This window comes from Variovorax sp. J22P240 (assembly GCF_030316855.1).
In the GTDB taxonomy this organism is placed as follows: Bacteria; Pseudomonadota; Gammaproteobacteria; order Burkholderiales; family Burkholderiaceae_C; genus Variovorax.
Genome location: NZ_JASZYR010000001.1, coordinates 1,366,234 through 1,391,534, shown reverse-complemented (window position 1 = coordinate 1,391,534; position 25,301 = coordinate 1,366,234). Strand labels below are relative to the sequence as shown.

23 protein-coding genes and 3 tRNA genes are annotated in these 25,301 nt (G+C 64.9%); 22 read left to right on the top strand and 4 right to left on the bottom strand.

What is annotated here, in order from left to right:
* Window positions 1–112: 112 nt before the first annotated feature.
* Both QTI24_RS06690 and QTI24_RS06685 read left to right on the top strand, forming a co-directional pair.
* Window positions 113–1,465, top strand: a complete 1,353-nt coding sequence (locus QTI24_RS06690; RefSeq protein ID WP_286599150.1) for an acetate kinase — start codon at window positions 113–115, stop codon at window positions 1,463–1,465.
* Window positions 1,466–1,474: 9 nt separating this feature from the next.
* Window positions 1,475–2,971 carry a sigma-54 interaction domain-containing protein gene (locus tag QTI24_RS06685; protein WP_286599147.1) on the top strand — a complete coding sequence of 499 codons (1,497 nt, stop codon included), beginning with the start codon at window positions 1,475–1,477 and terminating at the stop codon, window positions 2,969–2,971.
* Here the strand turns inward: QTI24_RS06685 and hpnE are convergent.
* Genes hpnE through hpnC form a run of 3 tightly spaced genes read right to left on the bottom strand, consistent with a single transcriptional unit; the run spans window position 2,968 to window position 6,014 of the window.
* The gene (gene hpnE, locus QTI24_RS06680; RefSeq protein ID WP_286599146.1) at window positions 2,968–4,251 is read right to left on the bottom strand and encodes a hydroxysqualene dehydroxylase HpnE; all 1,284 of its coding nucleotides are present in this window, start codon (window positions 4,249–4,251) and stop codon (window positions 2,968–2,970) included. The genes QTI24_RS06685 and hpnE overlap by 4 nt on opposite strands.
* A 1-nt stretch (window position 4,252) precedes the next feature.
* A complete protein-coding gene (gene hpnD / locus QTI24_RS06675; protein WP_286599145.1) occupies window positions 4,253–5,092 on the bottom strand; it encodes a presqualene diphosphate synthase HpnD in 840 nt (279 codons plus the stop codon).
* Between the two features lie 13 nt (window positions 5,093–5,105).
* A complete protein-coding gene (hpnC, locus tag QTI24_RS06670) occupies window positions 5,106–6,014 on the bottom strand; it encodes a squalene synthase HpnC (protein WP_286599297.1) in 909 nt (302 codons plus the stop codon).
* Window positions 6,015–6,154: 140 nt separating this feature from the next.
* Between hpnC and QTI24_RS06665 the strand changes: the two genes are divergently transcribed.
* The 18 genes from QTI24_RS06665 (at window position 6,155) to QTI24_RS06580 (ending at window position 23,430) form a co-directional block, all read left to right on the top strand.
* Window positions 6,155–7,327 (top strand): efflux RND transporter periplasmic adaptor subunit, encoded by a 1,173-nt coding sequence (locus QTI24_RS06665; RefSeq protein WP_286599144.1) that lies wholly within the window; start codon window positions 6,155–6,157, stop codon window positions 7,325–7,327.
* 10 nt (window positions 7,328–7,337) lie between these two features.
* Complete coding sequence (locus tag QTI24_RS06660; RefSeq protein ID WP_286599143.1) at window positions 7,338–10,511, top strand: efflux RND transporter permease subunit; 3,174 nt, start codon at window positions 7,338–7,340, stop codon at window positions 10,509–10,511.
* Between the two features lie 113 nt (window positions 10,512–10,624).
* Window positions 10,625–10,711: transfer RNA gene (locus QTI24_RS06655), tRNA-Leu, on the top strand.
* 29 nt (window positions 10,712–10,740) lie between these two features.
* Complete coding sequence (gene tig, locus QTI24_RS06650; protein ID WP_286599142.1) at window positions 10,741–12,054, top strand: trigger factor; 1,314 nt, start codon at window positions 10,741–10,743, stop codon at window positions 12,052–12,054.
* A gap of 96 nt (window positions 12,055–12,150) precedes the next feature.
* Window positions 12,151–12,759, top strand: coding sequence for an ATP-dependent Clp endopeptidase proteolytic subunit ClpP (clpP, locus tag QTI24_RS06645; protein ID WP_286599140.1), 609 nt, complete (start codon window positions 12,151–12,153; stop codon window positions 12,757–12,759).
* Window positions 12,760–12,865: 106 nt separating this feature from the next.
* A complete protein-coding gene (gene clpX, locus QTI24_RS06640; RefSeq protein WP_286599139.1) occupies window positions 12,866–14,131 on the top strand; it encodes an ATP-dependent Clp protease ATP-binding subunit ClpX in 1,266 nt (421 codons plus the stop codon).
* Between the two features lie 119 nt (window positions 14,132–14,250).
* Complete coding sequence (gene lon / locus QTI24_RS06635; protein WP_286599138.1) at window positions 14,251–16,692, top strand: endopeptidase La; 2,442 nt, start codon at window positions 14,251–14,253, stop codon at window positions 16,690–16,692.
* 53 nt (window positions 16,693–16,745) lie between these two features.
* Window positions 16,746–16,821, top strand: a tRNA-Gly gene (locus QTI24_RS06630).
* Between the two features lie 77 nt (window positions 16,822–16,898).
* Window positions 16,899–16,972 (top strand) — tRNA-Cys (locus QTI24_RS06625).
* An 87-nt stretch (window positions 16,973–17,059) separates the two neighbouring features.
* Window positions 17,060–17,962, top strand: coding sequence for a tyrosine-type recombinase/integrase (locus QTI24_RS06620; RefSeq protein WP_286599137.1), 903 nt, complete (start codon window positions 17,060–17,062; stop codon window positions 17,960–17,962).
* A 366-nt stretch (window positions 17,963–18,328) separates the two neighbouring features.
* Complete coding sequence (locus QTI24_RS06615; RefSeq protein WP_286599136.1) at window positions 18,329–18,682, top strand: hypothetical protein; 354 nt, start codon at window positions 18,329–18,331, stop codon at window positions 18,680–18,682.
* Between the two features lie 108 nt (window positions 18,683–18,790).
* Entirely contained in the window at window positions 18,791–19,084 is a 294-nt protein-coding gene (locus tag QTI24_RS06610) for a hypothetical protein (RefSeq protein ID WP_286599135.1), read from the top strand.
* Entirely contained in the window at window positions 19,081–19,287 is a 207-nt protein-coding gene (locus tag QTI24_RS06605) for a hypothetical protein (protein ID WP_286599133.1), read from the top strand. Before QTI24_RS06610 ends, QTI24_RS06605 begins: the two co-directional genes overlap by 4 nt.
* Entirely contained in the window at window positions 19,284–19,811 is a 528-nt protein-coding gene (locus QTI24_RS06600) for a hypothetical protein (protein ID WP_286599132.1), read from the top strand. Before QTI24_RS06605 ends, QTI24_RS06600 begins: the two co-directional genes overlap by 4 nt.
* Entirely contained in the window at window positions 19,808–20,269 is a 462-nt protein-coding gene (locus QTI24_RS06595) for a CHC2 zinc finger domain-containing protein (protein ID WP_286599131.1), read from the top strand. Before QTI24_RS06600 ends, QTI24_RS06595 begins: the two co-directional genes overlap by 4 nt.
* Complete coding sequence (locus QTI24_RS06590; RefSeq protein WP_286599130.1) at window positions 20,266–21,597, top strand: AAA family ATPase; 1,332 nt, start codon at window positions 20,266–20,268, stop codon at window positions 21,595–21,597. Before QTI24_RS06595 ends, QTI24_RS06590 begins: the two co-directional genes overlap by 4 nt.
* Before the next feature lie 385 nt (window positions 21,598–21,982).
* Entirely contained in the window at window positions 21,983–22,825 is an 843-nt protein-coding gene (locus tag QTI24_RS06585; RefSeq protein WP_286599129.1) for a radical SAM protein, read from the top strand.
* Between the two features lie 422 nt (window positions 22,826–23,247).
* Entirely contained in the window at window positions 23,248–23,430 is a 183-nt protein-coding gene (locus tag QTI24_RS06580; RefSeq protein ID WP_286599128.1) for a hypothetical protein, read from the top strand.
* Window positions 23,431–23,450: 20 nt separating this feature from the next.
* On the opposite strand, the gene QTI24_RS06575 is transcribed toward QTI24_RS06580, so the two are convergent.
* Entirely contained in the window at window positions 23,451–23,657 is a 207-nt protein-coding gene (locus QTI24_RS06575; protein ID WP_286599127.1) for a hypothetical protein, read from the bottom strand.
* Window positions 23,658–23,858: 201 nt separating this feature from the next.
* Here QTI24_RS06575 and QTI24_RS06570 point away from each other — a divergent pair, with 201 nt between their 5' ends.
* Entirely contained in the window at window positions 23,859–24,155 is a 297-nt protein-coding gene (locus QTI24_RS06570; RefSeq protein WP_286599126.1) for a hypothetical protein, read from the top strand.
* Window positions 24,152–25,243, top strand: coding sequence for a hypothetical protein (locus QTI24_RS06565; protein WP_286599125.1), 1,092 nt, complete (start codon window positions 24,152–24,154; stop codon window positions 25,241–25,243). The genes QTI24_RS06570 and QTI24_RS06565 overlap by 4 nt, the downstream gene beginning before the upstream one ends.
* Window positions 25,244–25,301 lie beyond the last annotated feature (58 nt).

The window sequence follows — 25,301 nt, the reverse complement described above, 5'->3', positions numbered from 1 at the left end:
TGTGGACTATCGACTTACCTTTAATTGCAACTTCTTGCTTGGCACTGTTACAGCAATGAGATTAGTCTGGCGCCCGATACCTCGCGGGAAGAACCATAAAAGAGGGGAAGAGATGGAGACCAATCGTCCGCTCAGGGCGCTCGTGTTGCTTGCCTATTCTTCGATTGCATGGACGGGCGCTGTTGCGCAGTCGCAGGGGACGACGGCAGCGCGGAACACACAGACCACAGCCAAGCGCGTCGAAGCACTCCAGAAGCAGTTGGCCGATCAGGGCCGGGAGATCGAAGCGCTGCGCAAGCAGGCCTCCGAGCAGGAAGCACGCTTTCGCGAACTGCAGGATCGCATGGTCACCCAGGAAGCGCGCGAGACGCTGCTGGCCCCCGGCAGCAAACCGCAGGTGATCACGCCCGGCACGCCCACCAGGATCCCTACCGAGACCGCACAATCCACCGAAGACACGTCCACGACGCCCGTGCGCGTGGGCGTGGCACCTGCCGCCGAAGTCGAGGCGCCGCCCGTCGCCCAGATCTTCAGTGAGCCCAGCATCCTCACGCCGAAGGGCACGTTCGTCCTCGAGCCTTCGCTGCAGTACATCTATTCGTCCAGCAACCGGGTGGCGCTCGTGGGCTACACGGTGATTCCCGCGATCCTGATCGGCCTGGTGGACGTTCGCGAGTTCAAGAACAACACCTTCATTTCCGCGCTGACGACTCGGTGGGGTGCGACCAACCGTATGGAACTCGAGTTGAAGGTGCCATACGTCAACCGTTCGGACAACATGATCAGCCGCGAGATCTTCACGGGCAGCGCCTTCGACAATGTCTTCAATACGCACGGCAAGGGCATCGGCGATGTGGAAGCCGCGATTCGCTACCAGATTGCCGACGGCCGGGACAACAACAAGCCCTACGTGGTTGGTGCGCTGCGCTTCAAGGCGCGCAATGGCAAGGATCCCTTCGAGGTGCCGGTCGACTGCGTGACGCGGTGCGTCGGCAATGCCACCGGCACGGCCCTGCCGCTCGAGTTGCCGGTCGGATCCGGCTTCTATTCGTTGCAGCCGAGCCTGACCTTCCTGCTGCCATCGGATCCGGCAGTGTTCTTCGGTGGTCTCAGCTACACCTACAACTTCGCGCGCAACGACGTCAGCCGCACGGTGCTGAACGGGCAGACGGAGTTTCTCGGGGATGTGAAGCCCGGGGACGTCTTTGGCATGAATCTCGGCATGGGCCTGGCCATCAACGAGCGTTCGTCCTTCAGTCTGGGCATGGAGCTGTACTCCGTCGGGCGGACCAAGCAGAACGACCAGTACGTCATCGGCTCGGTGCGCACCCAACTGGCCTCGCTGCTGCTGGGTTATTCGTACCGCTACAGCGACAAGACCCTTCTGAATGTCAGTGTCGGCGCCGGGTTGACCCGCGACACGCCGGATCTCCAACTGACAGTCAGGGTGCCGTTCACCTTCTGAGTGCGGCCTATGCGCGGGAATATCCTTTCCGTGACGCTGGGCGGCAACGCGGGCGAGGTCGCAGGCCCGTTGATCGCGCGCGGATGGGACGTGGCTCAGGCTTCGGACCTGGTGGGCGCGGGCCGCATCCAGGCCCACCGGAACTTCAACGTGAGCGTGCTGGTCGTCGGCAGTGCGCTGACCGCCTCCGAAGCGGCGGTGGAGGCCTGCATCGCGGCCTCGGGCGGTTCGGAGTGGGTGTGCGTCTGCGAGGCGCAAGCGCTCGAGTCCGCGGATTTTCGGGAGTTGATCCTCGGCAGCTTCTTCGACCACCAGACGCTGCCTTTCGACGTGCACGAGCTGGAGCTGATGCTCGACCGGGCCAGCCAGCGCGCCTTGCTCCGGCAGCGGCATGACGCATCGCACCGCAATGCGGTGGATGCGCTGGGCATGGTGGGGCAGGGCCCGGCCATCACGCGGTTGCGGCAACAGATTCGCAAGGTCGCGGTCACGGAAGCACCGGTGCTGATCGGCGGCGAGAGCGGCAGTGGCAAGGAGCTGGCTGCCCGGGCGATCCATCAATGCTCGCAGCGCTCGGCGGGCCCCTTCGTCGCGGTCAATTGCGGCGCGATCTCCCCGTCCCTGATCCAGTCCGAGCTGTTCGGGCATGAGCGTGGCGCGTTCACCGGAGCGTCGGCAGAGCGGCGCGGCCTGATCGAAGCGGCCAACGGCGGCACGATCTTTCTCGACGAGATCGGCGATCTGCCGGTGGAGCTGCAGACTAACCTCTTGCGCTTCCTGCAGGAAAAGACGATCAGCCGCGTGGGCGCGGTGCGCAACCTCCATGTCGATGTGCGCGTTGTGGCGGCATCGCACGTGGACCTGGCCGAGGCCGTGGCGGTCGGCCAGTTCCGGGACGACCTGTTCTATCGCCTGAACGTGCTGTCAATCGATGTCGCGCCGTTGCGGCGGCGGATGGAAGACGTGCCCATCCTGGCCGAATACTTCTTCCAGCGCTGCGTGGCCAAGAGCCGGACGCGGGTCAGGGGCTTCAGCCGGCAGGCCGTCGCGGCGATGCTCGCGCATGCGTGGCCGGGCAATGTCCGTGAGCTGTTCAACCGCGTGCAGCGCGCGGTCGTCATGACCGACCGGCGCCTCATCGGCCCGATCGACCTCGGACTCCCGATGGTGGACAACCCCGTCGGCATGGGACTCGATGCCGCCCGCACGCTGGCCGAGCGCGACGTCATCTGCCTCACGTTGACCCGGGTCGGGCGCAACATCACGCATGCTGCGCGCGAACTCGGCGTGTCGCGCATGACCTTGTACCGGCTGATGGACAAGCACAGCATCGCGCTGGATTCGGAATCGCGGCAGCATCAGCCCGCGCAGTGGCCGCCCGCTGACGTGCCGATCCGCCCGGCGCCTTCGAGCGTCGCGAATCCGCTGGATGCGATCCTGAAATCCTCCGGCAACGGTTTCCGCGCCGACTGGGCGGGCGTCGGCAAGCCGGCCGGACGGGCCTAGAGCGCTGCGGCTGCGGCGATGGCGCTGCGCACCGCGCCTTCGAGCGTGCCGGGATAGTCGCCCTCGACGTAATCCCCGCAGGCCATGAGGTTTGACGCGATCCGCATCGGCGGTCGCACGAGGCCGGGGATGCACGCGAAAGTGGCGCGCCGCTCGACCACAGTCAGCACCGGCTGCAGTTGCTCGAGGGCGAGTTGCTGACGGGCTTGCGTCAGCACTTGCCGCTGCAGCGTTTCGCGATCGCCGGTGCTTGCGCTGATCACGAAGGCCAGAAGGCCCTTCGGTCCGCCGAGCTGGCCGCGGTCGAAGGCGAACTGCGCAGGCGATCCAGGCCCGCTGCGCAGCGCCACGAAGGGCGTCTGCAAGGCCACGGCGCCGTGGAGATAGATCGTGGCAATGGATTCGTGGGGCAGGGCATCGGCCACGGCGGACCAGGACGATGCAAGGTCGGCGGTCAGCCGCGCGGCTTCCCATGGCGAGCAGGCCAGCACCACACGATCGAACGGTTCGTCATCGACACGCCAACCGTCGCCTGTGCGCGAAAGGGCCCGCACGCGTTGGCCGGCCACCGTCCGGGCGCCTCGCTCTCTCAGCCATCGATCGGCCGCATCGGGGAACAGCGCACCGAGGTCCACGCGCGGCAAAAGCAGTTGCGATCCGCCCGGCGTGTAGAACAGGGCTTCTGCCAGCACGCGCAGGAATACCTTCCCGCTGGCTTGATCAGCGGGCGTGTTGAGGGCCGACACACACAGCGGGTCGGTGAGCTCCTCGCGCACGCGCGGCGTGAGCGTGGCGCACAGGCCGGCCACCGTTTGATCGTCCGGGCACACGAAGCCTTGCTTTTTCCATCGGGAGGAAGTCGTCAGCAACGAGAGCTTGTCCTGCCATGTCCAGCCGCGCGCACCCAGCACGCCGGCCACGACGTCGAGTGGCGCGATGTGCCGGGTCGCGCGGTCGAGCCACCGCGGCATCTGCGGCAACGACAGGCCGCCGCCATCGGGGAAGCGCAGGATGAGCGGAACGCGTTGCAGTGCACGATTTACGTCGACGCCGACGCGCGCCATCAGTTCGAGCGTGCGGGTGTAGGCGCCGATGAGGATGTGCTGGCCGTTGTCCAGCGTCACTTCCTGCCCGTCGGGCAGGGTGGCAATCAGGGCGCGCGCCCGGCCACCCCAGTTGCGCGCGGCCTCGAAGACTGTGACCGCATGGCCAGCCTGACTTGCCTCGACCGCACAGGCCATGCCGGCCCATCCCCCGCCGATGATCGCGACGCGGCTCAAGTCACAGCTTCCCTAATGCTTGCACTCGCCATGCCAGCCAGAGCTTGCGCACGGGCGTCAGGCTCACGCGCTGATGCAGCACCTGGAAGTCATCGCGTTCGATCTCGCGCAGCAACGTGCGGTAGATGCTCGCCATCATCAGCCCCGGCTTCTGCATGCGCCGGTCGGGCGGCGGGAGCAGGGCGAGCGCTTCGTCGTAGGCCTTGTGCGCACGCGCCGACTGGAACTTCATCAGCGCGATGAAGCGATCCGAGTGCACGCGATTCAGGATCTCGTGCGCCTTGACGTCGAACTGCTGCAGCTCGTTGACGGGAAGGTAGATGCGTCCGCGCAGCGCATCCTCGCCGACGTCGCGGATGATGTTCGTCAACTGCAGCGCGAGGCCCAGCCTGTGCGCGTACTCGGTGGTCTGCGGCTCGGTCTGGCCGAAGATGCGTGCCGCGCCTTCGCCCACTACGCCGGCCACCAGGTGGCAGTAGCGCCGCAGGGCCGGGAAGTCGAGGTAGCGGGTCTGGTCGAGGTCCATCTGGCAGCCCTCGATCACTTCGTGCAACTGTCGTTCTTCGATGCCGTAGGTCGTGGCGTGCGGCATCAGCGCCTGCATCACCGGATGGTGCGGCTGCCCGGCGTAGGACTGGGCGACTTCGGTCCGCCACCAGGCGAGCTTGGTGGCCGCGACGCCAGGGTCGGTGACCTCGTCGACCACGTCGTCGATCTCGCGGCAAAACGCATAGAAAGCGGTGATGGCGGCGCGGCGCGGTTTCGGAAGAAACAGGAATGCGTAATAAAAACTGCTGCCCGATGCAGCGGCCTTGTCCTGGACGTACTGCTCGGGGGTCATCGTGCGGGCCTCTTCATGCGGGCGATTGTCTCCGCATCCGCAGGGCCCGCCACGCGAGCAGCGGCGCGTCGGCCTTGCCGATGGTCGGACGCGTCGAGAACGTGTCGCAGGCCAGCGCCTCGATCTTGTCGAGGATGCGACTGCCGCCCTGGACCACGAAGCGCAGCTCCCATCCTGCACGGCCCGGCAGCCGGTGCACGAGCGGCGCGCCTTCGCGCATCAGCGTGCGCGCCCATGCGACCAGGCTGGCGACCAGTGCGATGGCGTTCGGCGGCGGAGCTGTGGGCCGCAGCGGCCTGAAGGTGTGGAAGTCGCTGGCGCTCAGCCCGTGTGCCCGCCTGTCCTCGTGCGGCAGATAGAAGCGCCCCCGCGGGAGGTCGACGCTGAGGTCCTGCCAGAAATTGATGAGCTGCAAGGCGCTGCATACGGCATCGCTCTGCGCGAGCGAGGATGCATCGTCGACCCCGTACAAATGCAGCAGCAACCGGCCGACAGGGTTGGCGGAGCGGCGGCAATAGTCCAGCAGTTCGGTCCGGTCGGCGTAGCCTGCGCCGTCGCGTGTCTTCTCGATGTCCTGCATGAACGCGGAGAGCAGGTCGGCAAGAAGGTTCTCCGGCAATGCGAAGCCGCGAATGGCGTGCGCGAGCGGGCCGAAGACCTCAGGCCACCGATTCGAAGGCGCAGTGCCGCTCGCCGTGGCGGCCAGATCCGCACGAAAGGCGCGCAGTTCCTCCAGCCGCTGGGCCGGGCTGGCGTCGCCTTCGTCGGCGATGTCGTCGGCAGTGCGCGCGAAGGCATAGATCGCGGCGACGGGCGGCCGCAGCCGCGGCGGGCACAGCCAGGACGCGACCGGGAAGTTCTCGTAGTGCGTCGGCGTGGCGGCGAGCACGGGGTGGGTGGTGGTGGATGGCACGCGGCGCATTGTGCGGTACGGCACATCGCCGTCGGCAAACGAAGCATTCCGCCCGGAACTACTGATTTCGTTGACAGCGATTGGCGTTTACCCTAGATTACTAACCGGCGGGTCATTAATGGCCCTTTTCGCTTTTTCAAGGGTGCTTCATGACCGCGTCGTCCCTCTCCTCGTTCCCTGGCCGCGCCTGGGCGCTGCTTGCGATCCTTGTACTTGCCGGCTGTTCGCGTCCGCCCGCGGCCGAAGAGCCGTTGCGCGCCGTCAAGGTGGTCACGGTGGGAGCGAGTACGTACGACACCGAGCCGGAGTTCTCAGCCGAGGTGCGGGCTCGCGTGGAGTCGCGGCTCGGGTTCCGGGTGGCCGGCAAGATCACGCGGCGCCAGGCGGAACTCGGCCAACATGTGCAGGCCGGCCAGGTGCTGGCCCAGCTCGACCCTCAAGACTACAAGCTCGCCGCCGAGGGCGCCCGCGCGCAGCACGCCGCCGCACTGACCAACCGCGACCTCGCTGCGGCCGACCTCAAGCGCTATCGCGAACTGCGCGAGCAAAACTTCATCAGCGGTGCCGATCTGGAGCGCCGGGAGACCACCTACAAGGCCGCGCAGGCTCAATTGGAGCAGGCGCAGGCGCAACTGGCGTCGCAGGGCAACCAGGCCAACTACACGACGCTCGTGGCGGACGTGCCGGGCATCATCACCGCGATCGAGGCCGAGCCGGGGCAGGTGGTCGCGGCCGGAACGCCGGTCGTGCGAATCGCCCAGGACGGCGCGCGCGACGTCGTGTTCGCGGTGCCCGAAGACCGGGCGGCGCTGGTCAAGCCAGGTTCCGCGGTCGCGGTGCGCGGCTGGGCCGGCGGCGCGGAACTCGAAGGCAAGGTGCGTGAAGTAGCGGCCAGCGCCGACGCGGTCACGCGCACGTACACGGTCAAGGTGACGATTGACGCCGTCACGGCGCCGGCGCTCGGAGCGACGGTCTATGCGCGGCCGAAGGCGCTGTCGCGCACCGGCACGGCCGTGTTGAAGTTGCCGACCAGCGCATTGCGCCAGGAAGGCCAGGGCACCGCCGTGTGGGTGCTCGACAAGGAGACGATGACCGTCCGCTCGCAGCCGGTCCAGGTCGCCACCGCCGACGGCAACGAAGCCGTGATCGGCAGCGGCGTCTCCCCGGGCATGCTGGTGGTCGCCGCAGGCGTGCACGTGCTGTCTCCGGGGCAGAAAGTCTCCATTTACCAGGAGAAAGGGAAGGGCGCAGCGCCCGGCAGTCCCGCGCAGGCGATCGCGCCGGTGCAGGCACCCGTCGTCGCTCCCGTCGCCACGCGCTGAGGACGCCGCAATGACGTCCCAGACCGACGCGTCCGGCAAGTCCGGCTTCAACCTCTCGAAATGGGCGCTGGAGCACGGGGCGCTCACGCGCTACCTCATGCTGGTGCTGATGCTGCTGGGCTTTGCGTCCTACTTCCAGCTCGGCCAGGACGAAGACCCTCCGTTCACCTTCCGCGCGATGGTGGTCCGCACCTACTGGCCGGGCGCTACGGCGCAGCAGGTGGCCGAGCAGGTGACAGACAAGCTCGAACGCACGCTGCAGGAAGCGCCCTACGCCGACAAGATCCGCAGCTATTCCAAGCCGGGTGAGTCGCAGATCATTTTCCAGATCAAGGATTCGTCGAAGGCCAGCGAGGTCGCGAACGTCTGGTACACGGTGCGCAAGAAGATCAGCGACATGCGCGGCACGCTGCCGGCGGGTATCCAGGGCCCGTTCTTCAACGACGACTTCGGCGATGTCTACGGCGTGATCTACGCGCTGGAAAGCGACGGCTTCAGCTATGCCGAACTCAAGACCTTCGCCGACGACGTGCGCCAGCGCCTGCTGCGCGTGAAGGACGTGGCCAAGGTCGAGCAGTTCGGCGTGCAGGACGAGAAGATCTTCATCGAGGTCTCGCAGAAGCGGCTTGCGCAACTCGGCCTCGACTTCAATGCGGTGCTGACTCAACTCGGATCGCAGAACGCGATCGAAAGCGCCGGGACCATCCAGTCGCCGCAGGACGTGGTGCAGGTGCGCGTCGCCGGCCAGTTCACGAGCGTGGAGCAACTGCGCGCGATGCCGATCCGAGGCAGTTCGGGCAACCAGATGCGCCTGGGTGACATCGCCGAGATTCACCGGGCCTACGTCGATCCGCCAGCGGTCAAGGTGCACCACCAGGGCAAGGAAGTCATTGCGCTCGGTGTCTCGATGGCCAAGGGCGGCGACATCATCGAACTCGGCAAAGCGCTGCGCAGCGCAACCGCCGAGATCGACCACCGCCTGCCGCTCGGCGTCAAGCTCGCGCAGGTGCAGGACCAGCCGGTGGCCGTCTCGAAATCCGTCAATGAATTCGTCAGCGTCCTGATCGAGGCCGTGGCGATCGTGCTCGCGGTCAGCTTTATCGCGCTGGGTCTGCACAAGGGCGGGCGCTTCGGCTGGTACGTCGACATACGGCCGGGCCTGGTGGTGGCGATCACCATTCCGCTGGTGCTCGCCGTGACTTTCCTCGCAATGAACTACTTCGGGATCGGCCTGCACAAGATATCGCTCGGCTCCCTGATCATCGCGCTCGGCTTGCTGGTGGACGACGCGATCATCGCGGTCGAGATGATGGTGCGCAAGATGGAGGAGGGCTACGACAAGGTGCGCGCAGCCACCTTCGCCTACGACGTCACCGCCAAGCCGATGCTCACCGGCACGCTGATCACTGCGGCAGGATTCCTGCCGATCGGCATCGCGAAATCGGTCACGGGGGAGTACACCTTCGCCATCTTCGCGGTCACGGTGATCGCGCTGGTGCTGAGCTGGTTCGTCTCCGTTTACTTCGTGCCCTACCTCGGCACGCTGCTGCTCAAGGTGAAGCCGCACGATCCGGATGCGCCGCCGCACGAGCTGTTCGACACGCCGTTCTACAACACCTTCCGCCGCACGGTGAACTGGTGCGTCGAGCATCGCTGGCTGACCATCGGCGCCACGCTGCTTGTCTTTGCGCTTGGCATCTTCGGCATGGGGAAGGTGCAGCAGCAGTTCTTCCCGGATTCGAGCCGGCCTGAAATCCTGGTCGAGTTGTGGTTTCCGGAGGGCACGTCCTTCGCGGCGAACGAAGAGGTGGCGAAGCGGGTCGAGCAGCGGCTTCAGAAGGAAGACGGCGTCAGCACGGTCACGAGCTGGATCGGCTCGGGCGTGCCACGCTTCTACCTGCCGCTGGATCAGGTATTTCCGCAGACCAACGTGTCGCAGATGATCGTGCTGGCCAAGGACCTGAAGTACCGCGAATCGCTGCGCATCAGGCTCCCGGCGATGCTGGCGCAGGAATTCCCCGAAGCGCGCGGCCGCGTCAAGCTGCTGCCCAACGGCCCGCCGGTGCCGTACCCGGTGCAGTTTCGCGTGATCGGCACCGACCCCGCGAAGCTGCGCGCGCATGCCGACGAGGTCAAGGCCTTGATGCGCGAGAACCCGAACATGCGCGGCGTCAACGACAACTGGAACGAATCGGTCAAGGTGATCCGGCTCGAGGTCGACCAGGACAAGGCGCGCGCGCTCGGCGTCACCAGCCAGGCGATCGCGCAGGCCTCGCGGACCATGTTCAGCGGCACGACGGTGGGGCAATACCGAGAGAACGACCTGCTCATCGACATCACCCTGCGCCAGTCCCCGGACGAGCGCGAGGCAATCTCGGACATCGGCAATGCCTACCTGCCCACGAGCTCGGGCCGCTCGATCCCGCTGACGCAGATCGCCAAGCCGGTTTTCACCTGGGAACCGGGCGTCATGTGGCGCGAGAACCGCGACTATGCGATCACGGTGCAGGGCGACATCGTCGAAGGCCTGCAGGGCGCGACGGTGACCGGCCAGCTGTTGCCGAAGCTGCGCGAGCTGGAGGCCAGATGGCACGCGGCCGGCGATGGCGCCTATCGCATCGAGGTGGCCGGCGCGGTGGAAGAAAGCAGCAAGGGCTCGGCGTCCATCGTGGCTGGCGTGCCGATCATGCTGTTCCTGGTGTTCACTCTGCTGATGCTCCAACTGCACAGTTTCAGCCGTTCGTTGCTGGTGTTCATCACCGGGCCGCTGGGCATCGTCGGCGTGGCCGGCGCGTTGCTGGCGCTGAACCGGCCGTTCGGCTTCGTGGCATTGCTGGGCGTGATCGCGCTGATGGGGATGATCCAGCGCAACGCGGTGATCCTGATCGACCAGATCGAGAGCGACCGCGCCGCGGGCGTTCCGGCGTGGGACGCGATTGTCGAATCGGCGGTGCGGCGGCTGCGGCCGATCGTGCTCACCGCGGCGGCGGCCGTGCTGGCCATGATTCCGTTGTCGCGCAGCGTGTTCTGGGGACCGATGGCCGTGGCGATCATGGGCGGTCTCATCGTGGCGACTGTGCTCACGCTGCTGGCGCTGCCGGCCATGTACGCGGCCTGGTTCCGCGTGAGGCGGGATGAGAGAAACCCGGTGGCGGAGTCCGAAGAGGCTCTCGTTCGCGCTTAAAATACGCGGTTGACCGATTTCAAGCGGGGGACTTCCGGGTCGTCCGCTCCTGATAGACGAAGGCGGCCTGTGGGCCGCTTTCGTTCATTCATCGCCTGAAGACAACTGGAACCGCGCGGGTGGCGAAATTGGTAGACGCACCAGGTTTAGGTCCTGACGCCAGCAATGGCGTGCCGGTTCGAGTCCGGCCCCGCGCACCAGCACAAGACCCCTCACAAGGAAGACTGATATGACCGTGAACGTTGAAACCCTCGAGAAACTCGAACGCAAGATCACGCTGACCTTGCCGGTCGGCACCATCCAGTCCGAGGTCGATTCGCGCCTCAAGAAGCTGGCCCGCACCGTCAAGATGGACGGCTTCCGTCCCGGCAAGGTGCCGATGAACGTCGTGGCCCAGCGCTATGGCTACTCGGTTCACTACGAAGTCATGAACGACAAGGTCGGCGAGGCTTTCTCGCACGCCGCCAACGAAGCCAAGCTGCGCGTGGCCGGCCAGCCGCGCATCACCGAAAAGGAAAACGCGCCCGAAGGCGAGCTCGCTTTCGACGCGGTTTTCGAAGTTTTCCCGGAAGTCAAGATCAATGACCTGTCCGGCGCCGAAGTCGAAAAGCTCAGCGCCGAGGTGGGTGACGACGCGATCGACAAGACGCTCGACATCCTGCGCAAGCAACGCCGCACCTTCGCGCAGCGCGCGCAGGATGCCGCCGTGCAGGACGGCGACCGTGTCACGGTCGACTTCGAAGGCAAGATCGACGGCGAAACCTTCCAAGGTGGCAAGGCCGAGGACTTCCAGTTCATCGTAGGCGAAGGCCAGATGCTCAAGGAATTCGAAGATGCCGTGCGTGGCTTGAAGTCCGGCGACAGCCGCACCTTCCCGCTGTCCTTCCCGGCCGACTATCACGGCAAGGACGTGGCCGGCAAGCAAGCCGACTTCATGGTCACCGTGAAGAAGATCGAAGCTTCGCATCTGCCAGAAGTCAACGAACAGCTCGCCAAGTCGCTCGGCATCGCCGACGCCACGGTCGAAGGCCTGCGCGCCGACATCAAGAAGAACCTCGAGCGCGAAGTCAAGTTCCGCCTGCTGGCCCGCAACAAGAACGCGGTGATGGACACGCTGATCGCCAGCGCCGAGCTGGACCTGCCCAAGTCGAGCGTGCAGGCCGAAGTCGACCGCATGATCGAAGGCGCCCGCGCCGAGCTCAAGCAGCGCGGCATCAAGGACGCCGAGAAGGCGCCGATCCCCGACGACGTGTTCCGCCCGCAAGCCGAGCGCCGCGTGCGCCTGGGCCTGGTGGTGGCCGAACTGGTCCGCGCGAACAACCTGCAGGCCAAGCCCGAGCAGATCAAGGCCCACATCGACGAACTCGCCGCCAGCTACGAGAAGCCGGCCGACGTGGTTCGCTGGTATTTCAGCGACAACCGCCGCCTCGCGGAAGTCGAAGCCGTCGTGATCGAGAACAATGTGACGGACTTCGTGCTCGGCAAGGCCAAGGTCAACGCCAAGTCGGTTTCCTTCGACGAACTGATGGCCCAACAGGGCTGATCGGGCGGAGCACTGCAGTCCATCCATGGGGCTTGTGCTTTGCGGCACGAGCCCCATTTCGTCTGGGTACAGTACAAACCCCTCTGGAGAGCAAACATGAGCGCACAGGAAATTACGGGCCTCGGCATGGTTCCGATGGTCATCGAGCAGTCGGGCCGTGGCGAACGGTCCTACGACATCTATTCGCGCCTTCTCAAGGAACGGGTGATCTTCCTGGTCGGTGAAGTCAACGACCAGACCGCCAATCTCGTGGTGGCGCAGCTCTTGTTCCTCGAGAGCGAGAACCCGGACAAGGACATTTCGTTCTACATCAACTCCCCGGGCGGCAGCGTGAGCGCCGGCATGGCGATTTACGACACCATGCAGTTCATCAAGCCCGACGTGTCGACGCTGTGCATCGGTTTCGCGGCCAGCATGGGCGCCTTCCTCCTGGCGGCAGGCGAGAAGGGCAAGCGTTTCTCGCTCCCGAACTCGAAGATCATGATTCACCAGGTCCTGGGCGGCGCCCGCGGCCAGGCCACGGACATCGAGATCCACGCCCGCGACATCCTCAAGACGCGCGAGCAGATGAACCGCATCCTGGCGGACCGTACCGGCCAGTCCTTCGAGAAGATCGCTCGCGATACCGAGCGGGATTACTTCCTGACGGCGGACGAGTCCAAAGAGTACGGTCTGATCGACCAAGTGATCTCGAAGCGCAGTTAAGGCACCTGGCGTTGAGGCGCCCGAGCAACAACGGCGTTTCCCCACACGGGGAACGCCGTTTTTGTTTCGCTATCATTGTTAAACCCCTGTTACGAGGCATTTGTCCATGGCCGAGAAAAAAGGCTCCTCCAGCGAAAAAACGCTCTACTGCTCGTTCTGCGGGAAAAGTCAGCACGAGGTCAAGAAGCTGATCGCCGGACCTTCGGTCTTCATTTGCGACGAATGCATCGATCTCTGCAATGAGATCATTCGCGACGAACTCCCCGCGGGCGACGAAACGCGCGAGGCGCGCAGCGACCTGCCGACGCCGCTGGAGATCAAGACCAACCTCGACAACTACGTCATCGGCCAGGAACCCGCCAAGCGGATGCTCTCCGTTGCGGTCTACAACCACTACAAGCGCCTGCGCCACAAGGAAAAGGCGAAGGGCGACGACGTCGAGCTCAGCAAGAGCAACATCCTGCTGATCGGGCCCACCGGCTCCGGCAAGACCCTGCTGGCGCAGACACTCGCGCGCATGCTCGATGTGCCTTTCGTGATGGCTGACGCCACGACGCTGACCGAAGCCGGCTACGTGGGTGAGGACGTCGAGAACATCATCCAGAAGCTGCTGCAAAGCTGCAACTACGAGGTCGAGCGCGCCCAGCGCGGCATCGTCTATATCGACGAAATCGACAAGATCTCGCGCAAGTCGGACAACCCTTCGATCACCCGCGACGTGTCGGGCGAGGGCGTGCAACAGGCGCTGCTGAAGCTGATCGAAGGCACGATGGCCAGCGTGCCCCCGCAAGGCGGCCGCAAACATCCCAATCAGGATTTCCTGCAGATCGACACGACCAACATCCTGTTCATCTGCGGCGGCGCGTTCGCGGGGCTGGAAAAGGTCATCGAAAACCGCACCGAAGCCTCGGGCATCGGCTTCGGCGCTTCGGTCAAGAGCAAGAAGCAGCGCAGCATCACCGAAGTGTTCCGCGAAGTCGAGCCCGAAGACCTGATCAAGTTCGGCCTGATTCCCGAGCTGGTCGGCCGCATGCCGGTCGTGGCCTCGCTCGCCGAGCTCAGCGAGGACGCGCTGGTCCAGATCCTGACCGAACCGAAGAACGCGGTGGTCAAGCAGTTCACCAAGCTCCTGCAGATGGAAGGCGTGGACCTCGAAATCCGCCCCGCGGCGCTGAAGGCGATCGCACGCAAGGCGCTGGCCCGCAAGACGGGTGCACGCGGTCTGCGTTCGATCCTGGAGCAGTCGCTGATCGACACGATGTTCGAGTTGCCGAACACGGCCAATGTCGACAAGGTCGTGGTCGAGGAATCCACGATCGACGAGAACAAGCCGCCCTTGCTGGTCTACCGCGAAGCAGCCAAGAAGGCCTGAATGCACAAGCAGCCGGCCGCTCCCCGCCAGGCGTCCGGCGTCTTCGACGAAGACCGTGCCCGCGCACTTGAAAAGTGCGTGCCGCCGACCATCTTTCCATGATCAAGTAAAGGATCCCCATGTCCGGTCATACCCCGCTGCCTGCCACCGAACTCGACCTGCCGCTGCTTCCGTTGCGCGACGTGGTCGTGTTCCCTCACATGGTCATCCCTCTGTTCGTGGGGCGGCCCAAGAGCATCAAGGCGCTCGAACTTGCCATGGAAGCCGAGCGCCGCATCATGCTGGTGGCCCAGAAGGCCGCCGCCAAGGATGAGCCCTCGGTCGAGGACATGTTCGAGGTCGGCTGCATCTCGACCATTCTTCAGATGCTGAAGCTGCCCGACGGCACCGTGAAAGTCCTGGTCGAAGGCCAGCAGCGCGCAAGAGTCAACCGCATCGACGACGGCGAGACGCATTTCTCCGCGAACGTGACGCCGGTCGAGGCCCCCGAAGTCGCGACGCAGAAGGGCACGGAAGTCGAGGCGCTGCGCCGCGCGGTGATGCAGCAGTTCGACCAGTACGTGAAGCTCAACAAGAAGATCCCGCCCGAGATCCTCACCTCGATTTCGAGCATCGACGATCCGGGCCGGCTGGCGGACACCATCGCCGCCCATTTGCCGCTGAAGCTCGACAATAAACAGGCCGTGCTCGACCTGGACGACATCAAGGCCCGCCTCGAGAACCTCTTCGGGCAACTTGAGCGCGAGGTCGACATCCTCAACGTCGACAAGAAGATCCGCGGCCGCGTGAAGCGCCAGATGGAAAAAAACCAGCGCGACTTTTACCTGAACGAACAGGTCAAGGCTATCCAGAAGGAGCTGGGCGAAGGCGAAGAGGGCGCGGATATCGAGGAGATCGAGAAGAAGATCAAGCTCGCCAAGATGCCCAAGGAAGCGCTCAAGAAGGCCGAGGGCGAGCTCAAGAAGCTCAAGCTGATGTCGCCGATGTCTGCCGAGGCGACAGTGGTGCGCAACTACATCGACGTGCTGATCGGCCTGCCGTGGAGCAAGAAGACCAAGATCAAGCACGACCTCGCGCATGCCGAGGAAGTGCTCAACGAGGACCACTACGGCCTGGAGAAGGTCAAGGATCGCATCCTGGAATATCTCGCGGTGCAGCAGCGCGTCGACAAGGTCAAGGCGCCGATCTTGTGCCTGGTCGGCCCACCGGGGGTCGGCAAGACCTCGCTCGGGCAGTCGATCGCCAAGGCGACCGGCCGCAAGTACACGCGCATGGCCCTGGGCGGCATGCGTGACGAGGCCGAGATTCGCGGCCATCGCCGCACCTACATCGGCGCGCTGCCGGGCAAGGTGCTGCAAAGCCTGAACAAGGTCGGCACGCGCAATCCGCTGTTCCTGCTGGACGAGATCGACAAGCTCGGGACCGACTTCCGCGGCGACCCGTCGAGCGCGCTGCTGGAAGTGCTCGACCCGGAGCAGAACCACACCTTCGGCGACCACTACGTCGAGGTCGACTTCGACCTGAGCGACGTGATGTTCGTCGCGACGTCGAACTCGATGAACATCCCGCCGGCCCTGCTGGACCGGATGGAAGTCATTCGCCTCTCGGGCTACACCGAAGACGAGAAGACGCACATCGCGCTGAAGTACCTGCTGCCCAAGCAGATGAAGAACAACGGCGTGAAGGAAGAGGAGCTCCTGATCACCGAGGAAGCGGTGCGCGATATCGTGCGCTACTACACCCGCGAAGCGGGCGTGCGTTCGCTCGAGCGCGAGCTGTCGAAGATCTGCCGCAAGGTGGTCAAGGGCCTGCTGCTCAAGAAGATGGAACCGCAGGTAGTCGTCAACGGCGAGAACCTCAACGACTTCCTCGGCGTTCGCAAGTACACCTTCGGTTTGGCCGAGAAGCAGAACCAGGTCGGTCAGGTGGTGGGGCTCGCGTGGACGGAAGTTGGCGGAGACCTGCTCACGATCGAGGCGGTCACCATGCCCGGCAAGGGCGTGATCAGCCGCACCGGCTCGCTCGGCGACGTGATGAAGGAATCGGTCGAGGCCGCTCGCACCGTGGTGCGCAGCCGCTCTCGTCGCCTGGGCATCAAGGATGAAGTGTTCGAGAAGCGCGACATCCACATCCACGTGCCCGATGGTGCGACGCCCAAGGACGGCCCCAGCGCAGGCGCGGCGATGACGACGGCCTTCGTGTCGGCGCTCACCGGCATCCCGGTTCGCGCCGACGTCGCGATGACCGGCGAGATCACCCTGCGTGGCGAAGTCACGGCGATCGGTGGCCTGAAGGAAAAGCTGCTGGCCGCCTTGCGCGGTGGCATCAAGACCGTGTTGATTCCCGAAGAGAACGCGAAGGACCTACAGGACATTCCCGAGAACGTGAAGAACGGCCTCGAGATCGTGCCGGTGAAGTGGATCGACAAGGTGCTCGAGATTGCACTGGAGAAGATGCCGACGCCGCTGTCCGACGAAGAGGTTGCAGCATCCGCTGCTGCCGTGGCCGAGTTGGCCAAGCAGCGCGCCGCAACGCCGGTCGAAGGCTCCGTCAAACATTGATGGCGACAGTTGCGGGACTTCGAAAAAATGGTATATAATTCGAGGCTCGAAACGCGGGAATAGCTCAGTTGGTAGAGCGCAACCTTGCCAAGGTTGAGGTCGAGAGTTCGAGACTCTTTTCCCGCTCCAGTTTTGAAAAAGGGAAGCTGAGGCTTCCCTTTTTTTCGCGGTATTCGTAGGACTTCGAAAGTCTAGAAAAAGAACGTGGCGCGATAGCAAAGCGGTTATGCAACGGATTGCAAATCCGTCTAGCCCGGTTCGACTCCGGGTCGCGCCTCCAAACGTCCGGTTCATGCGCCGTGCCAAGGGTTTCTGCATTGGTCTCAGACCAATGCATCCCCTAACGCAGAACCAGGAGTTTTCAACCATGCACAACCTGCTTTTCGCAGAGCTTTGTGATGCCTACCTTCATTTGTTTGAAGGCAAGGACCCAGCGCGCAAAACACAAGTCGCCTACTGGCGCGAGTACCTCGCCGGCAAGGCCGCCAAGGACGTCACCGCAGACGACATCGAGGACGGCCTGATCGCACTCGCCCAGCGCGGCAAGATGCAGAACTACAAAGGCCGCGGCGCCATCGCCACCGGCAAGCCCCTGTCGGGCGCCTCGATCAACCGCTACCGCTCTTCGGTCTCGGCCGTCTTCACCTGGGCCCGGCGCAACCGGAAACTCCCGCGCACCGTCCAGCATCCGTGCAAGGATGTGGCCATCAATCCCGAGCCGCCCAAGAAGTTCGAGTTCCTGCGCCCCGAGGAGATCGACAAGCTCGTGGCCGTCGCTCGCCTCGAGCTCTGGCGCAAGCTCCCCCTGTTCGTGCTCCTGGCCTACACATCGGGCCTGCGCGTGGCCAACCTGCGCGAGTTGCGATGGGGCCAGGTCGACCTCGAAGGGCGGCGCATTTCGATCCCGACCACCAAGAACGGGCGCCCGCATGAAGTCGCGTTGACCCAGCGTGTCGTCGCCGAGCTCAAGGCGATTGGGGGCGAGGCGGGCAGGGCGCCCGGCGTGTACGTCTTCGAGAGCCAGAACCGCCCAGGCCACCCGCACAACTGCACCAGCGCCTTTGCCGCCCTGGCGCGCAAGGCGCTGCCCGGGCGCGACGTGACCATCCACACGCTGAGGCACAGCAGCGCCTCTGCGCTCGCGGCCGCCGGCGCCAGCACGATTCAGTTGATGGTTCACTTGAACCACAGCAGCCCGCGCATGTCCGCGCGCTATTCGCACCTCGACTTGACCAGTCGCACCCAACTCGTGGACTCAGTCTTCGGCTGAAGCCTCCGGCTCGCCAAAGCCCGCCAACCCCCAGCCCGCCCGGTGGCCGCACCGCGCGGGCTTTTTTGCGCGTGCGGCCCGTAGCACGATCGCACACGCATTGCAATAAAACCGCATCGGCGCCTCGACCATTGACGCAGCAGTGAAAAATTTTTTCCGGCGGTCCGCGCAGTGAGATTCAGTGAGCACCCGTGTGCATGAGTGGATATGGAGGTATCAGCAAGGTGAAGCTGCCTTTTCGCCGGCAGCGCGCCACGCGCCGCAAAAAATTTTCCCTCTTGTACGAGCCCGCTGTGGCGCGCAACCATTGCCATTGCCGTTGGCACGGCGCTGTCAATTTGTTGTCATTGCGAAGGGATGCACCCCATGAGAAAGACCACCCGCAGCGCGCCCGATCCGCGCACACGCGAGCAGTTCCTGCAGGCACTTCGCCGGCCATCCTGGCTCGTCGAATGCTTCCCGAATCTCTTTCGTTCCGCGAACAGCGCGAACTGGTTCGTCACCACTCGCAAGCAGCAGCTGCTCGATGAAGGCCTCGCGGTAGAGACGCCCAACGGCCTGCTGCTGGACAGCGAGCGCATTGTCGATGCGCTGCCCAGGCTCATTCAGGCGCCCCTCGACCCAGAGGCGCGCCGCACAGGCGAGCGCGCGCCGCGCCGTGCGCCCACGGGGCGGCCAGTGGGCCGACCGCGCAAGGTCGACCAGGCAGCGAACGCATAAAAAGAAAGGCCGGCATGGTGGGCCGGCCGAAGCTCTGGAAAGGACAGAGGCGTCATCGTAACGCCTGAGCTTGCCCAACCACCGCTGCCGGCCATGGAGACCTCAACCATGGCGACTGCAAACATCCTGCCCTGGTGCCAGCGCGCATCTCGCAGCTATCGCATCGGCGCGTTCCAGCTTCGGTTCCACGACTTGGGTCCGTGGCGCGAATATCAGCTACTGCATCCGAGGCTGCGCTTCCGCAGGTTCACCACCACCTGGACGCCGCGCGAGCCGACGCCCGACGAGCGTGAAGAGATGGTGCCGGCCATCGGCCGCGCAGCGCACCATGCATTGACTGAGTTTGACCAGGTGCTGGGCCGGCCGAACAGCGTGCCGGTGCTCGTGGGGGAAATGCCATGAGCGACGGCAACCTCGAACCGCACGCGCGCGCCGACGCTGGCGCCCTGCTCGCCCGGCTGCGCGCCGACCTGGTCCTGCGCGGCCATGAGCTCGTCCAGTTGCCCGGTGGCGCCTTCATCGTCTCGCGCTGGCAGTTGTCCCACTATTGCGCCGACCTGGAAGACCTGCGTGCCTTTGCTCAACGCCTGGGGGTCGAGTCATGAGCCGTACCCATTGGCTAGACGACTGGATTGCCGGGCGCTGCGTGCTCGATGGCCGTGAGCGTGGCGGGGTGCTGTACGAAGACTTCCGGCACTGGTTCCGTGCCTTGCCGCGAGACGGCCCGAATTCGTCGGTCGTGCGCTATGGCGTGTCGTACGGCCCCAATGACTTCCTTGGTGCGCCCGATATTGCGGAATTCGGCACGTTGCTCCCGCGTGTCGCAGGCATCACCAAGCGACGTTCCAACGGTGTTTGGTACATCGGCATCAGCCTGCGGAACAGTCGGAACACTTCCCACGATGGGGCGTTTTCCAACCCTTCCGGTGTTGGACCAGTTGGAACGCTTCTCGCCGGTGAGAAGTCTTCCAACTCTTCCGCCGCTGGCGATCTCGAAACGTGGCGCGCGCCGGTCGACCGCGAGTTGCTGGCCGCAGCCATCGCGCAGCGGTATCCCGGCTGGACGCTGGCGCGCAAGCGGTACGACGCCGAGGTCATCGACCTGGACGCACTGGACAAGTCGAGATGAGCTACGACCGCGCCCGCCTGCCCGACCCCGTGACGTTCTACGAAGAACACCGCGGACTGAAGCTGCTGCCCGGCAAGCTGTGGCGCACCACCAGGTGCGAGTTCCACGAAGGCAGCGACTCGATGCGCGTGAACGTGCGCACCGGCGCCTTCAAGTGCATGAACTGCCAAGAGGCCGGCGGCGACGTCGTCGCCTATCTGATGCAGGTCGACGGCATCGACTTCGTGATGGCCGCGAAGGCGCTCGGCGCGTGGGTCGACGACGGCCGGCCGGCTCCGGCGAACCCGATGCCGTTCACCGCACGCGACGCCTTGAGCGTGTGCGCCTTTGAGCTTTCCCTTGCCGCGATCTGCGCGGGCAACATGGCCCAGGGCGTCGCGCTCTCGGACGACGACCGCGCGCGCCTGTGCACCTGCGCCAACCGCGTGCAGAACATTCACGAATGGATCACGCGATGAACCACGACACGCTCGCCAAGCAGACTGCGCGCATCGACAAGGCGGGCAAGCCGCCGAGATCGCGCGCGCCGCTAGATCCACTTGAAGCGCACCGCGTCGGACTGCTCAACGGCCGTGACGAGCTCGCCGAGCGCAGCGTGATCTATCCGGAGCAGACGCCTCGACCTGAAGAGCCGGATCGGCTACTGGCGAACACGCTCGACTTGATCCAACTCGCGAACAAGCGGCAGCCCCCGCCGGCATTCGTCATCGCCGACTGGTTGCCCGAAGGCTGCGTGACCTTGTTGGCCGCGCATGGCGACGGCGGGAAGTCGCAGATCGGCCTGTACGTGATGATCTGCATTGCCGCAGGCTTGCCAGTGTTCGGCATGCCCGCCCGCCCGCCCCGGCGCGCGCTGTTCTATTCGTGCGAAGACGGGTTGCCGGTGCTGAACTGGCGCGTGCAGCAGTACTGCGCCGCGCTCGGCATCCCACCTGTCACGCTGGACGGTTGGCTGTTCGTCATCAACGCAGGCGCGCTCGAGGACCCGGAGCTGTTCGTGGAGAAGCAAGCGACCGTCGGTCGACTGACGCGCACCTATGAAGAACTGCGCGCCCTGATGGCGAAGCACAGCATCGACGTTGTCGCGATCGACAACGCGTCCGACACCTTCGCAGCCAACGAGATCAACCGCGCTGCCGTTCGAGCCTTCGTGCGTTCTCTGCAGCACCTGCTGCCGGTCCCCGACAGAGGCGCGGTGCTGCTGCTGGCGCACGTCAACCGCACCGCCAGCGCGAGCAATGCCAGCGGCCAGCAGTACAGCGGCACTACCGCGTGGCACAACAGCGTGCGCAGCCGATTGGAGTTGACGCGCGGCAAGCCTGGCACCGACAACGCTGGGACCGACGAGGATGCGCCGCCTTCAGCGCCGTACGTCCTGAAGCGCGCGAAGGGCAACTATGCAGCGCCCGACCGCATCGGGCTGCAGTTCCATTGGAGCGAAGTTCACGGCGTCATCCTGCCCGACGAGACAAGCGAAGCGGCCGTGCAGAGCGACGACCAGGTTGTCGACGACCAGCGCAAGGTGCTGGCCGCGTTTGCCGAAGCGCACACAACCGGGCAGCGCATAGCGCCCGGCGTCACGGCGAACAACAACGCGGCGAAGGTGTTCCGGGACATGGGCGTCCAGCTGCCGCCCAGACTGCAAACCATGAGCGGACTGTCACGCGTCCTGCGCGTCCTGCAGCAGCGCGAGCTGCTGGTCGTCGAACGCTACACGGACGAGCAGCGCAAGAAGCGCGAACGCTGGACGCTCACGGAGTCGGGCTATGCCGAGCTTGAGCAATGAACCCCGGTGCCCGACGGAACCATTTTTGCGCCCCGCATCGCATGTGGATCGACGCCGGATGCGAGCGCATCGGCACTGCGCCCGCAACGGTCGAGACGCGCCAAAAAGTGCGCGCGCGCTCGCATCCCCCCTATACCCCCCAGCGCATGCGGGCGCACGCGCTTCGCTGTGGCTCAGGGCGTGCGCTTGCATGGGATTGCGAACTCAGGAAATGCGGGCGCAATGCGGGCGCAAACCCCTATGCGGGCGCAAACCGGTGCCGACGAAATGCGACGGATTGGAATTGCGCCGCGAATTGAATTGCCGCAGCACTCGAATTGAAGACCCATTGAATTAAAATTGAATTGCCGCGATTGGCGGTAATCGAATTGAATTGGCGAATTGAATGAATAGGCAAATTGCAATTGTTGAATTGGACGCCGACGACCAGGTCGACGACGGCCACGGCCAGGCGCTGGCCAGTGCGAAGACGATCTACGCACCGCGCGGCCAGGCTGGCGAATATTCGCCACTGGCGACCAACCCGTACCGCGGCTGCGGCCACGGCTGCGCGTATTGCTACGTGCCAAGCGTGCTGCGCATGGACCGGGCCGAGTTCGACAAGGGAGCGACCCTGCGGCCCGGCTACCTCGACAACTTGCGCCGCGAGGCGAAGCGCTACCAGGCCGCGGGCCTGCATGGGCAGGTCATGCTTTCGTTCACGACCGACCCGTACCACCCAGGCGACACGAGCGCGACCCGCGAGACGCTCCAGGTCCTGGCCGAACACGACCTCGGGTTCTGCACGCTGACGAAGGGCGGCACGCGCTCGCTGCGAGACATCGATCTGTTCCGGCGCGACCGCGATGCCTTCGCCTCGACGCTGACGAGCCTGGACGATGCGTTCTCGCTCAAGTGGGAGCGCGGGGCCGCGCTGCCTGGCGATCGGCTGGCCGCGTTGAAGCGCTTTCACTCGAAGGGCATCTTCACGTGGGTGAGCCTTGAGCCGACGCTCGATGTCGAGTCGTCGCTGGCGATCGTGCAGGAGGCGCATGGGTTCGTCGACCTCTGGAAGATCGGCCGGGCGAACTACCTGCCCATGACCGGGCGAACCGACTGGGAGAGCTATACGCATCGAATGATCGAGCAGTGCGAGCGCCTGGGCGCGGCTCACTACATCAAGAAGGACCTCCAGAAGTACCTGCCCGAGGGCTACACGAATTTGATGCGCGTGCCCCAGCACCATTGACCAGCAGAGACTCTACGGCCCCCGGTCCCCTTTTCACTTCGGTCCGACCTCCTGCCGATCAGATCAGCGGTCCGAACTCAGTAGTGCCCGTATGGGGCCGACTCAGATAGTCGGCTATCCAATGCCGAGCCTTGAGCGCGAGCGCGCGCCGGGCTTCTTCCTCTCCGCTCGAGGTGCCCATCAGGCAGAGCCGGCAAACGTGCTGGCCGCTACGCCTCAACTCCGCGACGTAGTAAGTGCCTGCTCCCTTACCTTCCTGCTTAACGCTCATCGTCCACTCGGCAGGCGCTAACGGGCCGCCCGGGTCTTCCCCGGATGGGTAAATGTTCATCTGCTTCCTCACTCCGGCTACGCGCTGTTGGGCGCAAATGTAGCCGCGAAACAATCATGCGCGCCGACGTCGCAGCTGACAATGAACAACCATGAGCATGACGAACAAGCGTGGCCGTCCACCGCCAGGCGCACGAGAGCAGCGCCCGCGCGAGGAACTGTCAGGCAAGCACCGCGGGATCGACCTCGAGCAGCTGCGAGCCGGGAGCTTTGGCGCTGCGGCACGGGCGCTGCAGAAAGCCCTGTACCGCGCGTCGCCGGCGAGGAAGCCCTGAGCGCTGCACGATCTCGTGAGCTACAGCCCCGCCAGCGCCTGCAGCGCCGCGCCGATCGCGAGCACGGTGAATCCGGCAAGCTGGTGCTTAAACTGACCTCTCATCTCTTCGGCAATCTGTCCAACGATGAGCTCCGTGTTGTCGATGGTGATCCTCTTGTACGTCGACAGTGCCCGAGTGGTCCGCCAAGCCTGCACCACGATGTAGAGGGCAGCAAGAACTTGCACTGCGATTCCAGCGAGATTGAGCATGGCCGCGAGTGTAGCGACGGCCGCTGAGGGAAATGGCCACGCGCACCCACATGCGCCGCTCGGCGTGGCACCTTGATCTCGGTGGCCCATGCGACTACGCTTTGCTTGCCCCCTTTGGCAACGGTAGCTCCCTCCTCGGTGCATTAAATCCGGCCAGGCTTAACCCGAGGAGATGCCATGCTCTGTGTTGATACGCCTGCCTATGCGCTTACGCGCGCAACCCCCCGATCCCTCGTCCCCATCCATGCAAGGCGCCCGCGCCGCGTGTGGTGGCCCGACGATGACAACGACGAGAGCTTGGGACAAGCATTGCGCCGCAAGTTGCGCGAGCCGCCCGATGAGAGCGAAGCGGCGCGCCGCCGGCGCGATGAGTTGCGCCGCAAGGCCGAGGAACTGCCCGACCAGCCGCCCGTGATCACTCCACTGTGCCCGGTATCGACCATCTCCCTGCTGCACAGCGAGGTGCAATCGTGAACGCCGCCCTTGCTGTGCGCGCTGCGCCTGAGCGCCCCGTCGCACGATTGCTGCGCGCGGCCGGCGTCGTGGCCACTTCAGGTGCGACTGGTTTATCCGTGAAGGCTGCATTTTTGGCGAGGCACGACGGGGAGCGCGACGCTTCGGGCATCTTGCGGACGGTCGATGTTGTCGCGCGCGGCCATCAACCAGTCGCAATGAGCTCCACGCCCGAATGGGCCGGTGTACTCGTCAGTGAAGACCTGGTCGCGTTGTTCGACTTGTTGGGCCAACATGGCAACGCGTTCGTGCAATTGCCAGTCGTGAAATTCGAGTTCGCAAACAGAGGCAAGCTGCGCATACCGACGAGGGTGCCGGGCAAGAGTCTCGGCGGCGCATTCCGCAAAGAGGGCGAACCGATCAGGGTCGGCGCTTTGAGCTTGAGCAGCAAATCGCTGGAGCCGCGCAGCTTGGCGGTCCTCGCGAGTGCCACGACCGAAATGGTCGAAGCCGCAGGTGATGACGTGCTGGCGGAATTGATTCGCGTCGGCGCCATCAGCGACACCAGCCGCACGATCGACTCGCTGATCTTTGATTCCCTTGCAGGCGATGACGCAAGGCCGCCCGGCCTTGGCTACGGCGTCGACACGGCTGTGGCAACGGGCGTCGATGCAGCCGCCATCGCAGCGGATTTGCGAGGTCGCCTCGACGTGCTGCTGGCCGCCGGCTATGGCAACCCGGCCACCACGCGATGGGTCATGCGCTCCGGCAGCGCGACCACGCTCACGCAGATTTTTCTTGAGATGCAGGTGAACCGGACATTCTTGGGCCTGGAGGTCGTCTCATCGCCCGATGTGCCACCCGGCCAGGTCATGCTGCTCGACGGCAGCGGCGTCGCCATCGCTGCGGACCCGCCGCGCTTCGAATCGGCGTCTGGTGCGTTGCTGCATGAAGAAGCCGACGCTAGCGCCGTGGCAGAGGACGTGTCTGCAGCGGTGCCGTTGAGGTCAGGCTGGCAGACCGCTGTGACGAGCTTCAGGTTGATCTGGCCAATGAATTGGTGCGGCGCGACTGGTGCCATCGCTGTGTTGACCGGCGTGCTGTGGTGAGCGACATGCCACGAGCTCTGCATGGGACGCGCCTTAGAAGTCTCCAACTCGCTCGCGC